Source organism: Pseudomonas pergaminensis (genome assembly GCF_024112395.2).
Classification (GTDB): Bacteria; Pseudomonadota; Gammaproteobacteria; order Pseudomonadales; family Pseudomonadaceae; genus Aquipseudomonas; species Aquipseudomonas pergaminensis.
This window is the reverse complement of record NZ_CP078013.2, coordinates 437927-452672: the sequence shown is the minus strand read 5'-3', so window position 1 is coordinate 452672 and position 14746 is coordinate 437927. Positions and strand designations below refer to the sequence as shown.

Genomic DNA, 14746 nt, shown 5'->3' with positions numbered 1-14746 from the left:
TTGGCTGCCAAGAAAAAACCCGCACCCAAGCGCGGCGCCAGCCGCTATCAGGCCCCGGCGAAGAAGCCGATCCCGGGCTGGTTGTGGATGGCCATCGGCCTCACCGTCGGCGCGTTTATTGTGTTCCTGATGAAGCTGGATCCGGGCAAGGGCGATGACGTCAAACGGGTCAAGCAGGAACAGCAGAAGGCCACGAAAATGGCCGAAGCGAACAAGACTGCGCCAAGCCCGACCGCACCGGTGAAGCCGAAATACGACTTCTATACGCTGCTGCCGGAATCGGAAGTGATCGTGCCGCCTGACGCCGTGCCGGAGAAAACCCTGCCGACGCCACAAGTGCCGACCACGCCAGTTACCCCTGCCGAAGCGGCGAAAATCGACACGGCACGCGCCCAGGCCGCACTGGCCGGGATCACCCCGCCGCCGGCACCGCCGGTTGCCGAGACCAAGGCCGCACCCGTGACCAAGTTCTTCCTGCAAGCGGGTTCGTTCCCGAAACAGGCGGATGCGGATCGCGTGCGGGCGCAGATCATTCTGCTCGGCCAGTCGGTGACGGTGGAGTCCGGGACGGTCAAGGATGCCACTTGGTATCGCGTACTCGTTGGGCCGTTCAGCAACCGAGAACAGCTGACTGTGGCGCAGAAACAATTGGCTGGCGCGGGCTTTAGCAACCTGTTGTTACAACAACGCCAGAGTCGCTGAGCCTAAGAGCGCAGCAGACCCCATGTGGGAGCGGGCTTGCTCGCGAATGCGGTATTTCAGTCAGTATTTTCGGCGACTGACCCACCGCATTCGCGAGCAAGCCCGCTCCCACATTTTGTTTTATGGCGTGTCAGAAAGATAAACACCACTCGTCCGCACACTGCCCCCGCGGTTGAAATCCCCCCCGCCACCCCCATATGAGTTTTCATCAGGGCATTTTCGCCCCGCTGCGTGGAGACTCTCCCCTTGACCACCATCGTTTCAGTACGTCGCCACGGCAAAGTCGTCATGGGCGGCGACGGCCAGGTTTCCCTGGGTAATACCGTGATGAAAGGCAACGCCAAGAAAGTGCGTCGCCTGTACCACGGCCAGGTGCTCGCAGGCTTTGCCGGCGCGACTGCCGACGCCTTCACCCTCTTCGAGCGTTTCGAAGGCCAGCTTGAGAAACATCAGGGCCACCTCGTGCGCGCTGCGGTCGAACTTGCCAAAGAATGGCGCACCGACCGCTCCCTCAGCCGCCTGGAAGCCATGCTGGCCGTTGCCAACAAAGACGCTTCCCTGATCATCACCGGTAACGGCGATGTGGTTGAGCCTGAACATGGCCTGATCGCCATGGGTTCCGGCGGTGGCTACGCCCAGGCGGCAGCCAGCGCACTGCTGAAGAAGACCGACCTGTCGGCCCGCGAAATCGTCGAGACGGCCCTGGGCATTGCCGGCGATATCTGCGTGTTTACCAACCACAACCAGACCATTGAGGAGCAGGACCTCGCCGAGTAAGCCGTAGGCTTATTTCCGCTTGAGGCCGCCAAACACTATGTCCATGACTCCCCGCGAAATCGTCCATGAACTCAACCGCCATATCATCGGCCAGGACGATGCCAAGCGCGCCGTTGCCATTGCGCTGCGTAACCGCTGGCGCCGGATGCAACTGCCCGAAGAATTGCGCGTTGAAGTAACGCCGAAGAACATCCTGATGATTGGCCCGACCGGCGTCGGTAAAACCGAGATCGCCCGTCGCCTGGCCAAGCTGGCCAACGCGCCGTTTATCAAGGTCGAAGCCACCAAGTTCACCGAAGTGGGCTACGTGGGCCGCGACGTCGAGTCGATCATTCGTGACCTGGCCGATGCTGCCCTGAAGCTGCTGCGCGAACAGGAAATGACCAAGGTCAGCCACCGCGCCGAAGACGCCGCCGAAGAACGTATCCTCGATGCCCTGCTGCCACCGGCACGCATGGGCTTCAACGAAGACGCCGCACCGGCCTCGGACTCCAACACCCGCCAGCTGTTCCGCAAGCGCCTGCGTGAAGGCCAGCTGGACGACAAGGAAATCGAGATCGAAGTCGCCGAAGTCTCCGGCGTCGACATCTCTGCTCCGCCTGGCATGGAAGAAATGACCAGCCAGTTGCAGAACCTGTTCGCCAACATGGGCAAGGGCAAGAAGAAAAGCCGCAAGCTCAAGGTGAAGGAAGCGCTGAAACTGGTGCGCGACGAAGAAGCCGGGCGCCTGGTGAATGAGGAAGAACTCAAGGCCAAGGCCCTGGAAGCGGTCGAGCAGCACGGCATCGTGTTTATCGACGAAATCGACAAGGTGGCCAAGCGCGGTAACTCCGGCGGTGTGGATGTATCCCGTGAAGGCGTGCAGCGCGACCTGCTGCCGCTGATCGAGGGCTGCACCGTGAACACCAAGTTGGGCATGGTCAAGACCGACCACATCCTGTTTATCGCCTCCGGTGCATTCCACCTGAGCAAGCCAAGCGACTTGGTGCCGGAGCTGCAAGGCCGCCTGCCGATTCGCGTGGAGCTCAAGGCGCTGACCCCGGGCGACTTTGAGCGCATCCTCAGTGAACCGCACGCGTCGCTCACCGAGCAGTACCGTGAGTTGCTGAAAACCGAAGGCCTGGGCATCGAGTTCCAGCCCGACGGCATCAAGCGCTTGGCGGAGATCGCCTGGCAGGTCAACGAGAAGACCGAGAACATCGGAGCCCGTCGTTTGCACACCTTGCTGGAGCGTTTGCTGGAAGAAGTGTCCTTCAGTGCCGGCGACCTGGCCGGTGCGCAAAATGGCGAAGTAATCAAGATCGATGCGGGTTACGTCAACAGCCACTTGGGCGAGTTGGCGCAGAACGAAGACCTGTCTCGTTATATCCTGTAAGCCTCACGCAGGACCGCTTTGCTTTATGGTGGGAGCGGGCTTGCTCGCGAATGCGATGTATCAGTAACAGATGTGCTGACTGGCACACCGCATTCGCGAGCAAGCCCGCTCCCACAGTTTGAAGCCGGTTCCTTCAGGACTATTTCTGGGCGGTTCTCCAATGTCGAAATTTCCCACGGCTGTAAACCTGCACAAAACCTCCAACACCCTCGGCCTCACCTACGGGCCCGACGAGGTGTACCAACTCCCCGCCGAACTGCTGCGCACCCACTCGCCTTCCGCCGAGGTCCAGGGGCATGGCAAACCCATCCTGCAATTCGGCAAGCTCAACGTGAAGTTGATCAAGGTAGAAGCCGCCGGCCAGTACGCACTGAAATTGACCTTCGACGACGGCCATGACAGCGGACTGTTCACCTGGGACTACCTCTACCAACTGGCCGTGCGTCAGGACGCGTTGTGGGCCGATTATCTGGCTGAACTGAAAGCAGCCGGCAAAACCCGCGATCCGGATCAGTCGGTCGTACGGCTGATGCTCTAGCCCAGGCCTCTCGCTCTTTAGAGGGCATTTTCTAATTTCATCTGCTTGAATGCCTTCTCTTGTGGCCAACGATTGGCCTGCTTGCGAAAAAAATTAAACTCGGGTAACCAATGGAACTGGCAAGTTCCCTGCATTTGACGATGCGGTATCAACGGTCACCCGAGTCGCAGTACCAGGCTTGTGTTGTGTATCGAAACTTGGTGCGCAGCGGTACCCGGTACTCGTCTTTCGGACAATGGAGCGTCGTAGATGAGTAACAAGAACAACGATGACTTGAAACGCCAGGCCTCGGAAAACACCCTGGGGCTCAACCCGATCATCGCGTTACGCAAAAAGGATTTACTCGCCTCGGCGAAGATGGTGCTGACCCAAGCCATCAAGCAACCGTTGCACAGCGTCAAGCACGTCGCCCACTTTGGCGTCGAACTCAAGAACGTGATGTTCGGCAAGTCGGCGCTGGTGCCCGAAAGCGACGACCGCCGCTTCAGTGACCCGGCCTGGAGCCAGAACCCGCTCTACAAACGTTATCTGCAAACCTACCTGGCGTGGCGCAAGGAACTGCACGACTGGATCGGTGACAGCAATCTGTCGGAACAGGACATCAGCCGCGGCCACTTCGTGATCAACCTGATGACCGAAGCCATGGCCCCCACCAACAGCGCGGCCAACCCGGCGGCGGTCAAACGCTTCTTCGAGACCGGCGGCAAGAGCCTGCTCGATGGACTGTCCCACCTGGCCAAGGACATGGTGCACAACGGCGGCATGCCGAGCCAGGTCAACATGGGCGCCTTTGAAGTGGGCAAGACCCTGGGCACCACCGAAGGCGCGGTGGTGTTTCGCAATGACGTACTGGAGCTGATCCAGTACAAGCCGATCACCGAACAGGTGCACGAACGCCCGCTGCTGGTGGTGCCGCCGCAGATCAACAAATTCTATGTATTCGACCTGAGCCCGGAGAAGAGCCTGGCGCGCTTCTGCCTGCGCAATAACCAGCAAACTTTTATCGTCAGTTGGCGCAACCCGACCAAGGCCCAGCGCGAATGGGGCCTGTCGACCTATATCGAAGCGCTCAAGGAAGCGGTGGATGTGGTCACGGCGATTACCGGCAGCAAAGATGTGAATATGCTCGGCGCCTGTTCCGGCGGCATCACCTGTACGGCACTGCTCGGCCACTACGCGGCGCTGGGGGAGAAGAAGGTCAACGCCCTGACCCTGTTGGTGAGCGTGCTGGACACCACTCTGGACACTCAGGTGGCGCTGTTCGTCGACGAGCAAACCCTGGAAGCCGCCAAGCGCCATTCCTACCAGGCCGGCGTACTGGAAGGCCGCGACATGGCCAAGGTGTTCGCCTGGATGCGCCCCAACGACCTGATCTGGAACTACTGGGTGAACAACTACCTGCTTGGCAACGAGCCGCCGGTGTTCGACATCCTGTTCTGGAACAACGACACCACCCGCTTGCCCGCAGCCTTCCACGGCGACCTGATCGAACTGTTCAAAAACAACCCACTGGTGCGCGCCAACGCCCTGGAAGTGTGCGGCACGCCGATCGACCTCAAGCAGGTCACCGCTGATATTTACTCACTGGCCGGTACCAACGACCACATCACGCCGTGGCAGTCTTGCTACAAGTCAGCGCAGCTGTTTGGTGGCAAGGTTGAGTTCGTGCTGTCCAGCAGCGGGCATATCCAGAGCATCCTCAACCCGCCGGGCAACCCCAAGGCACGCTACCAGACCAGCGACAGCCTGACGGCGAAACCGCTGGACTGGCAGGAGAATGCCACCAAGCACACCGATTCATGGTGGCTGCATTGGCAGGTGTGGCAGGCGGAGCGGGCGGGTAAGTTGAAGAAGGCGCCGACAAGTTTGGGTAACAAAACCTATGCAGCGGCAGAAGCCGCGCCGGGCACTTATGTACATGAACGATAAGCAGATGGTTGGTTGAAATGCAGTCACTGTGGGAGCTGGCTTGCCTGCGATAGCGGCGAGTCAGTTGTTGATGGGCTGGCGGAAAGAATGCCATCGCAGGCAAGCCAGCTCCCACATGGATCGCATCGCCCATAAGACTTACGCACCACCTGACAGGGCTTTCCCATGCCGCAACCGTTCATCTTTCGTACCATCGACCTGGATGGCCAGACCATCCGCACGGCGGTGCGCCCGGGCAAGCCTCACTTGACGCCGCTGCTGATCTTCAACGGCATCGGCGCCAACCTTGAGCTGGTGTTTCCGTTCGTCCAGGCACTGGACCCGGACCTGGAAGTGATCGCCTTCGATGTACCCGGCGTGGGCGGTTCATCCACGCCAAACCGGCCCTACCGCTTTCCCGGCCTGGCCAAACTGACCGCACGCATGCTCGATTACCTGGACTATGGCCAGGTAAATGCGGTGGGCGTGTCCTGGGGCGGCGCGTTGGCGCAGCAGTTTGCCTACGATTACCCGGAACGTTGCAAGAAGCTGATCCTGGCTGCCACGGCAGCGGGGGCGGTGATGGTGCCGGGCAAGCCCAAGGTGCTTTGGCTGATGGCCAGCCCGCGCCGCTATATTCAACCGTCCCACGTGGTGCGCATCGCGCCGATGATCTACGGCGGCTCGTTCCGCCGCGACTCGAAACTGGCCGCCGAACACGCGAGCAAAGTGCGCTCGGCTGGCAAGCTCGGTTATTACTGGCAGCTATTCGCCGGGCTGGGCTGGACCAGCATCCACTGGCTGCACAAGATCCGCCAACCCACCCTGGTGTTGGCCGGCGACGACGACCCGCTGATCCCGCTGATCAACATGCGCATGCTCGCCTGGCGCATTCCCAATGCACAGTTGCACATCATCGATGACGGCCACTTGTTCCTGATCACCCGGGCCGAAGCCGTGGCGCCGATCATCATGAAGTTTCTCGAAGAGGAGCGCATGCGCGCGGTGATTCATCCGCGACCGGCCGTGTAAGGACTGCACCGCCGCGCAACTTGCCAGGAACCGACTATGGTTCTGAATTGGCGTGCCTGTTTGATGGCTTGACGAAGGAGTGTTGGCTCATGCGAGAAAGACCCGTGACGAACCCGGCCCCCACCCCTGCCGCGTTCATCAATGCGCAAAATGCAATCACCGGCCTGCGCGGCCGGGACTTGCTGTCGACCCTGCGCAGCGTCGCCGCCCACGGCTTGCGCAACCCCTTGCATACCGCCCGCCATGCCATGGCCTTGGGCGGCCAGCTGGGTCGCGTGCTGCTGGGTGAAACCGTGCATGCGCCCAACCCCAACGACAGCCGCTTCAGCGACCCGACCTGGGCGCTCAACCCGCTATACCGTCGCAGCCTGCAAGCCTATCTGAGCTGGCAGAAACAAACGCGTCACTGGATCGATGACAGCGCGATGAGCGCCGACGACCGGGCCCGTGCACATTTTGCCTTCGCCCTGCTCAATGATGCCGTCTCCCCCTCCAATACCTTGCTCAATCCCTTGGCGATCAAGGAGCTGCTCAACTCCGGTGGCAACAGCGTGGTGCGCGGCGTCAGCAACCTGTTCGAAGATTTGCTGCACAACAATGGCCTGCCACGCCAGGTCAGCAAGCACGCGTTCGAGGTCGGCAAAACCGTAGCCACCACGCCGGGCTCGGTGGTGTTTCGCAATGAGCTGCTGGAGCTGATCCAGTACAAGCCCATGAGCGAAAAACAGTACGCCAAGCCGCTGCTGATCGTGCCGCCGCAAATCAACAAGTACTACATTTTCGACCTGAGCCCGGCCAACAGCTTTGTGCAATACGCCCTCAAGAACGGCCTGCAAACGTTCATGGTCAGTTGGCGCAACCCAGATGTGCGCCATCGCGAATGGGGCCTCTCCACCTATGTGGCTGCGCTGGAGGAAGCGCTCAACGTGTGCCGCGCGATCACCGGTGCCCGCGAGGTCAACCTGATGGGCGCTTGCGCCGGCGGCCTGACCATCGCCGCGTTGCAAGGCCACCTGCAAGCCAAGCGCCAGTTGCGACGCATCTCCAGTGCCAGTTACCTGGTGAGCCTGCTGGACAGCCAGATCGACAGCCCCGCCACGCTGTTCGCCGACGAACAGACCCTGGAAGCCGCCAAGCGCCGCTCCTACCAGCAAGGCGTGCTCGACGGTCGCGACATGGCCAAGGTATTCGCCTGGATGCGGCCCAATGACCTGATCTGGAACTACTGGATCAACAACTACCTGCTGGGCAAGGAACCGCCGGCCTTCGACATCCTGTACTGGAACAACGACAACACACGCCTGCCCGCCGCGCTGCATGGCGACCTGCTGGACTTCTTCAAGCACAACCCGCTCAGCCATCCCGGCGGCCTGGAGGTCTGCGGCACGCCCATCGATTTGCAAAAGGTCACCGTGGACAGTTTCAGCGTGGCCGGTATCAACGACCACATCACGCCGTGGGATGCGGTGTACCGCTCCACCCAATTGCTCGGCGGCGAACGGCGCTTCGTGCTGTCCAACAGCGGGCATATCCAGAGCATCCTCAACCCGCCGGGCAACCCCAAGGCCAACTATGTCGAGAATCCCAAGCTGAGCAGCGACCCACGCGCCTGGTATTACGACGCCAACCACGTCGAAGGCAGCTGGTGGCCGCAGTGGCTGGAGTGGATCCAGCAGCGATCTGGCGTGCAACGCGAAACCCTCACCGCCCTGGGCAACCAGAACTACCCACCGATGGAAGCGGCGCCGGGCACTTACGTGCGCGTGCGCTGAGCTCAACGATCACATTAAGAAGACTGGATGAAGACGCGCGACCGTATCCTTGAATGTGCCCTGCAGTTGTTCAACCACAAGGGCGAACCGAACGTGTCGACCATGGAGGTGGCCAATGAAATGGGGATCAGCCCCGGCAACCTCTACTACCACTTCCATGGCAAGGAACCGCTGGTACTCGGCTTGTTCGAGCGCTTTCAGAATGAGCTGGCGCCCCTGCTTGATCCACCGGCCGACGCGCAACTGGAAGCCGAGGACTACTGGCTGTTCCTGCACCTGATCGTCGAGCGCATGGCGCATTACCGGTTTCTGTTCCAGGACCTCTCGAACCTGGCGGGTCGCTTGCCGAAGCTGGCCAAGGGCATTCGCAACCTGCTGACGGCGCTCAAACGTACCCTGGCCTCTTTGCTGGCACGGCTGAAGGCAGCGGGCCAACTGGTCAGCAGTACCCAGGCACTGGGGCAGTTAGTGGAACAGATCACCATGACCCTGCTGTTTTCACTGGACTACCAACGGATTCTCGATCGCGAAAGTGAAGTGCAGGTCGTGGTCTACCAGATCATGATGCTGGTAGCGCCGCATCTGTTGCCGCCGGTGCAACAGGTGACCGAGCGACTGGCGCTGCGTTACCTCGACAACCCAACTTAGCGTATAACCCTCAGGCCATTATCGTACGGCGACTATACTATTCAGGCTTTCCGAATTGTCGAGTGAACTTGAAAAGTTCACTGTCAGTCCGGATGCCCAACTTGCGATACGCCGACTGTTTTTGCGTGCTGATCGTACTGGTGCTGCGCGAAAACTTTATTGCAATAGAACTCACCGACATACCATCAAGAAAACAACGCAACACCTCTTGCTCTTTGGGTGTCAGGCAAGCGTTCGGCCTTAATGCGGCAGATACTTCCAGATTCGACTTAAAGTTCACCCACTCCAGAATAGATTGCCTGCCTTGCTCTACTGACAGCATACCCGGCTGCAAGTAAATATATCCTTGTGCGACCGTTCGAACGGCCATGATCAACTCTGCCAACTTCTGGGTCTTGCCTACAACACCCCAGCATCCAGCCTTTAATGCCATCGAGACCGTTGCGGGCGTGCAGTGGGACGATAAGACGACGGGCCTGGACTGCTTGAAACGTCGACTCACTGCCCGGATCAAACTGAGGCCATCAAGCTCCGTAGGCCCCAATGTAAAGTCCATGATGATAACCTCTACAGGCTGAGCGGCCAGCGCCTCCAATAACTCCCTGCCGGTGCCGAACGAGCCCACCACCTCGAGATCGGCCTCGTTACTCAGGCCCAACTCGATCCCCTGTCGAACCATTTCATGATCATCAAGCAACATGATGGAATGCGTTTTGGACATTAAAGTACGCATCGAATAATCCGTCCTCGTCAATACCACTTATTAGAAAACTTCCTAATCATCACGGTCACGGTATATCCCAGCCGAACATCAGGATCAATCAATAGCAATAATAAGGACTGTTCTTACAGAAATATCTTACAGCCATTACCCACACGTCAAGTCAATGCAATTAATTGGAGTAAAAATATAAAATTTCGAACAATCTCTAACGCAATTTCGTTACTTCTCTATAGGCAATAGTTCCCCCCCGAACAATGATTGGGTTCCGCCAATTGCCGCAATGAATCACCCACAGATATCGGGTTTAACACCCGTTGGCGGATTACATAAACACTTCATGTTCGGGACTATTATGAACCTCAATGCTCTCTCTACCCTCGCAGCAGCCGTTGCCTTGGTCACTGCTATTTCGCAAAGCGCACACGCGGCCAATGACGGCACCATCAATTTCACCGGGCTGGTGAATGATGTGACCTGCACCATCGAAGGCTCGGCGCCAGGTACCGGTGCAGTGGTCAAGGACGTCAACCTCGGCGGTGTATCCGCTTCACGCCTGCAAAACCCTGGCGACCGCGCCAACCTGACCGGCTTCTCCATTCGCATTGGTGCGCCCGGCGAAGGCGCATGCACCAACGGCCGCACGGCCATGGTGGCGTTCGACCCCACCAGCCCCGCCATCGATGTAGCGACCGGACGCTTGAATATCGACGGCTACAACGACCCATCCGACACCACCAACGCCAAGAACGTACAGGTTGAAGTGACCAACCGTGATGGCACCCCGATTCACGTTTACACCGAAAAATCGGAAGGCGTAGTGATCGCCGACAACCAGGCCGTGATCCCACTGGCTGCACAAATGTACGCCAGCGGCGCCGCGACTGAAGGTGCCGTCAAAACGCGTGTGGGCTTCATGGTTGTGTACGCCGACTAAGGGGCAAGAGGCCGAGCATCCGCACGCCTTGTATGTAGCGGACCTGCAGCCGTTGGGCAGGTCCTTCCCCAGATTCAAAGAGAACTTCGACACTATGAAAACAATGGCCCGCCTCGCGCTTGCCTTCTGTGTTTTTGGGCTGCTGTCGCTGCAAACAAATAGCGCCCAGGCAGGTGTCATCATTTATGGCACCCGCGTGATCTTCCCAGCCGAGCAGCAAGAAGTGGTCGTGCGCCTGGAAAACAAGGGCGATCGCCCGTCGCTGGTGCAGACCTGGCTGGATACAGGCGACCTGAATTCCACACCGGCCACCGCGCAGACGCCGTTTACCCTTTCACCGCCGATCTTTCGCATGGAACCGCATCAGCAACAGGCCGTGCGCTTGTTCTACTCCGGTAAGCCTTCCCCGTCTGATCGCGAAAGCCTGTACTGGCTCAACGTGCTGGAGATTCCACCCAGCGCAAACAATGCCGAGCAGAACAACCTCGAACTGGCATTTCGCACCCGATTGCGCGTGTTCCTGCGCCCCCAGGCATTGCCCTATCCGGTAGGCAGCGCCCCTTCGAAGCTGGAATGGAAACTGGTCGACAGTGGCCAGGGTTTTGCGCTGCAGGTGACCAACCCGACGCCGTACCATATTTCCCTCACCGCCGTTGACTTGCTGAGCAACGGTAAACGCTTCAGTAAAGCGCCGAACACGCAAGCCAATGACAGCCTGCTGATGCCCGCCGGCGACGTAAAACGCTTTGTGCTGCCGCTGCTGCGCAATCGTCCCGAGGGCGCGCCTGAAGTCGAGTTCACCACGGTTACCGACTTCGGCGCTCGTGTGCGCCACTCGGCAAGCCTTACCCCTTCGGCAGCCAGGTGATGACCCCATGAATGCGCGCTCCTTTGCCTTTTGGCCAGCCAGGCTTCTGACATTGCTGTTTGCACTGATCGCCAGTGCCGCAGCACACGCCAGCGTTATCATCAACAACACGCGGATCATCTACCCGCAGAACGACAAAGAGGTAACGGTCAGGCTGGAAAGCAAGAACCAGGCACCGGTGCTGGTGCAGACGTGGCTGGACAGCGGCGACGAACACTCGACGCCAGACCTCGCAGGAATTCCGTTTATCTCCACGCCGCCAATTTTTCGCATGGAGCCAGGCAAACAACAGGTGGTACGCCTGGCGTATACCGGAGAGGCATTGCCGTCGGCGCAGGAAAGCCTGTTCTGGTTCAACCTGCTGGAAGTGCCGGCTCAATCCCAGGGTTCCCAACAGGGCAACCAGTTGCAACTGGCCTTCCGCTCTCGGATCAAGTTGTTTGTTCGCCCACCCAACCTGCCTTATGGGGTCGATGCGGCTCCTGGAAAACTGCAATGGCGCCGCGAGACCACCGAGCAGGGCCAGGTTCTGGAAGTCCACAACCCGACCCCTTACCACGTGACGTTCGAGCAGATCGAGGTGTTGGCGTCACAGCAACGTCATGCCCGCAAGCCCGCCACGTCAAACGCGGAAAACATGGTGATACCGGGAGGTCGCAACCGCTTTGAACTGCCCGGCTTCAAAGCACCTCACGACGGCACAACCACGGTGGAGTTCCAGACACTGGACGACTTCGGCGTAAAGGTCTCCCACAGCGCCAAGGTCTCGTCATGACTCTCTAGACGCCCTGACTGCAACGGCCGCTCTTCACCTAATCACACGTTCGGTTGATGCCCATTTTTGAGGGCAGGGAATCCCCTGGCCCGAATTCGGCCCCCCTGGTTTTTTTGGAATGGTAAACATGAGTTTGAACACGCCCGCCAGCATCCGCCACTGGCCCCTGGCATGTTATCGATTAACGCGTACAGTGCGTTGCCTGCTGTTGGCCGGCGCACCTGCCATGGGCGCCTACGCCGACGAGAACGTCGAGTTCAACCCCGCCTTTTTCCCGGACGGTGCGGGTGGCCAGCAGGTGGATATTTCGAAATTCAGCCAGGGCAATGTGGTGCTGCCCGGCAGCTACCGCACCGATGTCTATCTCAATGGCCAGTGGATCGGGCGCGAGACCCTGTCGTTCGTTGCGGTCGAAGGGCAAAACTCTGCGCAGCTTTGCCTGGAGCGTGACGCACTGCTCAGGTTCGGCATCGACCTGGACGCGCCGCAGAATCAGCCGCTCGAACCAGGCCAGGCGCCGGCCGCCGAGTTTGCCAGTTGCCATGAAATTTCCACCTACCTGCCGGGCAGTAGCAGCCAGTTCGACTCAGGTGAAAACCGCCTGACGCTGCAAGTCCCGCAGATTTACCTGGCACGCAAGGCACGCGGTTATGTCGACCCCAAGCATTGGGACGGCGGTGTCGACGCCGCGTTCGTGCGCTACAACGCCAACACGTTCTCGACCCGTACCAATGGCCGCACGCTCAACTCCCATTACCTGGGCCTTAACACCGGGCTTAACCTGGGCGACTGGCACTGGCGGCACAGCGGCAGCTTCAGCCGCACAGATAACGCGTCGGGCTATCAAAGCAGCTCCACCTATGTGCAACGTGAGCTGAGCCCACTGCAATCACAACTGATGATGGGGGAGATCTTCACCTCGGGCGAGCTGTTCGACAGCGTGCGCCTGCGTGGGGCCAGCCTGTTCAGTGATGACCGGATGCTGCCGGATTCCCAGACCGGTTTCGCGCCCGTTGTCCGTGGCATCGCCGAAACCAATGCCCGGGTCACGGTGCGCCAACGCGGCGTGCTATTGGATGAAGTCTCGGTCGCACCCGGACCGTTTGTGCTCAACGACCTGTTTCCCACCGGGTACGGCGGCGACCTGACCGTGACCGTCACCGAGGCCGATGGCCGCCAGCGTGAGTTCATCGTGCCGTTCGCCGCCAATGCCAACCTGCTGCGTGCAGGCCATAGTCGTTATTCCGTGAGTGTTGGCCAGCTAGATGAAATCGGCCTGCGTCACCCGCCCAAGCTGATGCAAGGCACTTACCAGCACGGCTTGAACAACCTGTTGACCGGCTATGGCGGTGTCGTAGTCGGCGATGACTATCAGTCGCGCTTGCTGGGCTTGGCATTCAACACCTCGCTGGGTGCGCTGTCGCTGGACCTGACCAACTCAAAAGCCAACATTCCGAGGCACAGCACCCGGGATGGCCAAAGCCTGCAACTGCGCTACAGCAAGAACTTCACCGAGACCGGCACCTACTTTGCCCTGGGTGCCTACCGCTACTCCACGGAAGGCTTCCTGGGCGTGGCCGACGCCGCCCGGGTACGCGACCTCGCCATCGCCGGCCTCAACGTGGACAACGTGTCGCGCCTGCGCGACCGAATGGATATCAGCCTCAACCAAAGCCTGGGCAAGGGTTCGGTGTACCTGACCGGCTCCTCGCAGAACTACTGGAACCGCAACAGCGGCAACCTGACCTTTACCACGGGTTACGCCGGAAGCTGGAAAAGCCTTCACTACACCCTCAGCGCCCAGCGCACCAAGGACCTGCTCAGTGAACGGGTCGACAAGCAAATAGAACTGACCCTGAGTTTGCCGCTCGGCACCGGCGCACGTTCACCGACCCTGACCACCACTGCCTTTCGCGGCAATCAAAGCAGCGGTGAACGCGTGAACCTTGGCGGCACCCTGGGCGAACGCAACGAACTCAGCTACGGCGTAGGCGCCAGCCGGGTTCAGGGTGGCGGCAGCGCCACGAATGCCGATGCGAAGTACCAGGCCAGCAGTGGCGTGGTCTCCGCAGGGTTCGGGCAAAGCAACACCTACCGAGCGTTGTCCCTGGGCGTGACCGGCGGCATCGTCGCCCATGCCGATGGCATCACCTTTGCGCCCGAACTGGGCGACACCATTGGCATCGTGCAAGCGCCCGATGCACAAGGTGCGCGGGTCAATGGCAACCACGGCGCCCAGGTCGGCAAGAATGGCTTTGCCGTGGTGCCCCACCTCACGCCGTATCGCCAGAACGCGGTGGAGTTGGACCCCAAGGACCTGTCCGTCGACGTAGAACTCAAGACCGCCGCGCAAAACGTCGCACCGCGTGCAGGCTCCGTAGTGAAGCTGCAATTCGAGACCGTCAGCGGCCAGGCGTTACTGGTGACTGCGCTGCGGGAGGATGGCAGCCCCCTGCCCTTCGGTTCGGATGTGTTCGACGAAGAGGGCGCCAGTGTCGGCATTGTCGGGCAGGGCGGTAAAGCATTCGTGCGCGTGGCACGCGCGCAGGGGCTGCTGACCGTCAAGTGGGGGCCTGAGGCCGCTGCTTCTTGTCGACTGATGTACGCCGTGGACGCCCTATCGAAAGGTGATGCTCGCCAGCGTTTGCGCCATCTGGATGCTGGCACCTGCCAACCCAATAGCAACGGCTGAC

At 60.0% G+C, this 14746-nt stretch carries 13 protein-coding genes; 12 read left to right on the top strand and 1 reads right to left on the bottom strand.

Translation table 11 applies throughout. The annotated features are described in order from the left end of the window. The 8 genes from KUA23_RS02045 (at position 1) to KUA23_RS02010 (ending at position 8752) form a co-directional block, all read left to right on the top strand. On the top strand, positions 1 to 702 hold the full coding sequence (locus KUA23_RS02045; protein ID WP_025858692.1) for an SPOR domain-containing protein: 702 nt from the start codon (positions 1 to 3) through the stop codon (positions 700 to 702). Positions 703 to 948: 246 nt separating this feature from the next. Next, the gene (gene hslV, locus KUA23_RS02040) at positions 949 to 1479 is read left to right on the top strand and encodes an ATP-dependent protease subunit HslV (RefSeq protein WP_003171209.1); all 531 of its coding nucleotides are present in this window, start codon (positions 949 to 951) and stop codon (positions 1477 to 1479) included. A gap of 37 nt (positions 1480 to 1516) precedes the next feature. Further along, the gene (gene hslU / locus KUA23_RS02035) at positions 1517 to 2854 is read left to right on the top strand and encodes an ATP-dependent protease ATPase subunit HslU (protein WP_078046500.1); all 1338 of its coding nucleotides are present in this window, start codon (positions 1517 to 1519) and stop codon (positions 2852 to 2854) included. A 160-nt stretch (positions 2855 to 3014) separates the two neighbouring features. After that, a complete protein-coding gene (locus KUA23_RS02030; protein WP_252993375.1) occupies positions 3015 to 3392 on the top strand; it encodes a gamma-butyrobetaine hydroxylase family protein in 378 nt (125 codons plus the stop codon). A gap of 249 nt (positions 3393 to 3641) precedes the next feature. Next, the gene (gene phaC, locus KUA23_RS02025) at positions 3642 to 5321 is read left to right on the top strand and encodes a class II poly(R)-hydroxyalkanoic acid synthase (protein WP_100491677.1); all 1680 of its coding nucleotides are present in this window, start codon (positions 3642 to 3644) and stop codon (positions 5319 to 5321) included. Between the two features lie 165 nt (positions 5322 to 5486). Next, complete coding sequence (phaZ, locus tag KUA23_RS02020; RefSeq protein ID WP_016979176.1) at positions 5487 to 6332, top strand: poly(3-hydroxyalkanoate) depolymerase; 846 nt, start codon at positions 5487 to 5489, stop codon at positions 6330 to 6332. Positions 6333 to 6421: 89 nt separating this feature from the next. After that, positions 6422 to 8104, top strand: a complete 1683-nt coding sequence (gene phaC / locus KUA23_RS02015) for a class II poly(R)-hydroxyalkanoic acid synthase (protein WP_078046497.1) — start codon at positions 6422 to 6424, stop codon at positions 8102 to 8104. 27 nt (positions 8105 to 8131) lie between these two features. Beyond that, entirely contained in the window at positions 8132 to 8752 is a 621-nt protein-coding gene (locus KUA23_RS02010; protein ID WP_078046496.1) for a TetR/AcrR family transcriptional regulator, read from the top strand. 37 nt (positions 8753 to 8789) lie between these two features. On the opposite strand, the gene KUA23_RS02005 is transcribed toward KUA23_RS02010, so the two are convergent. Beyond that, a complete protein-coding gene (locus tag KUA23_RS02005) occupies positions 8790 to 9485 on the bottom strand; it encodes a response regulator transcription factor (protein WP_223204490.1) in 696 nt (231 codons plus the stop codon). A 343-nt stretch (positions 9486 to 9828) separates the two neighbouring features. Between KUA23_RS02005 and KUA23_RS02000 the strand changes: the two genes are divergently transcribed. From KUA23_RS02000 to KUA23_RS01985, 4 genes are all read left to right on the top strand, one after another. After that, positions 9829 to 10410, top strand: coding sequence for a fimbrial protein (locus tag KUA23_RS02000; protein WP_078046495.1), 582 nt, complete (start codon positions 9829 to 9831; stop codon positions 10408 to 10410). Positions 10411 to 10504: 94 nt separating this feature from the next. Next, a complete protein-coding gene (locus tag KUA23_RS01995; protein WP_078046494.1) occupies positions 10505 to 11278 on the top strand; it encodes a fimbrial biogenesis chaperone in 774 nt (257 codons plus the stop codon). A gap of 7 nt (positions 11279 to 11285) precedes the next feature. Continuing rightward, positions 11286 to 12053, top strand: a complete 768-nt coding sequence (locus KUA23_RS01990; protein ID WP_100491678.1) for a fimbrial biogenesis chaperone — start codon at positions 11286 to 11288, stop codon at positions 12051 to 12053. Positions 12054 to 12180: 127 nt separating this feature from the next. Further along, complete coding sequence (locus tag KUA23_RS01985) at positions 12181 to 14745, top strand: fimbria/pilus outer membrane usher protein (RefSeq protein ID WP_252993374.1); 2565 nt, start codon at positions 12181 to 12183, stop codon at positions 14743 to 14745. The last annotated feature ends 1 nt before the right edge of the window (position 14746 follow it).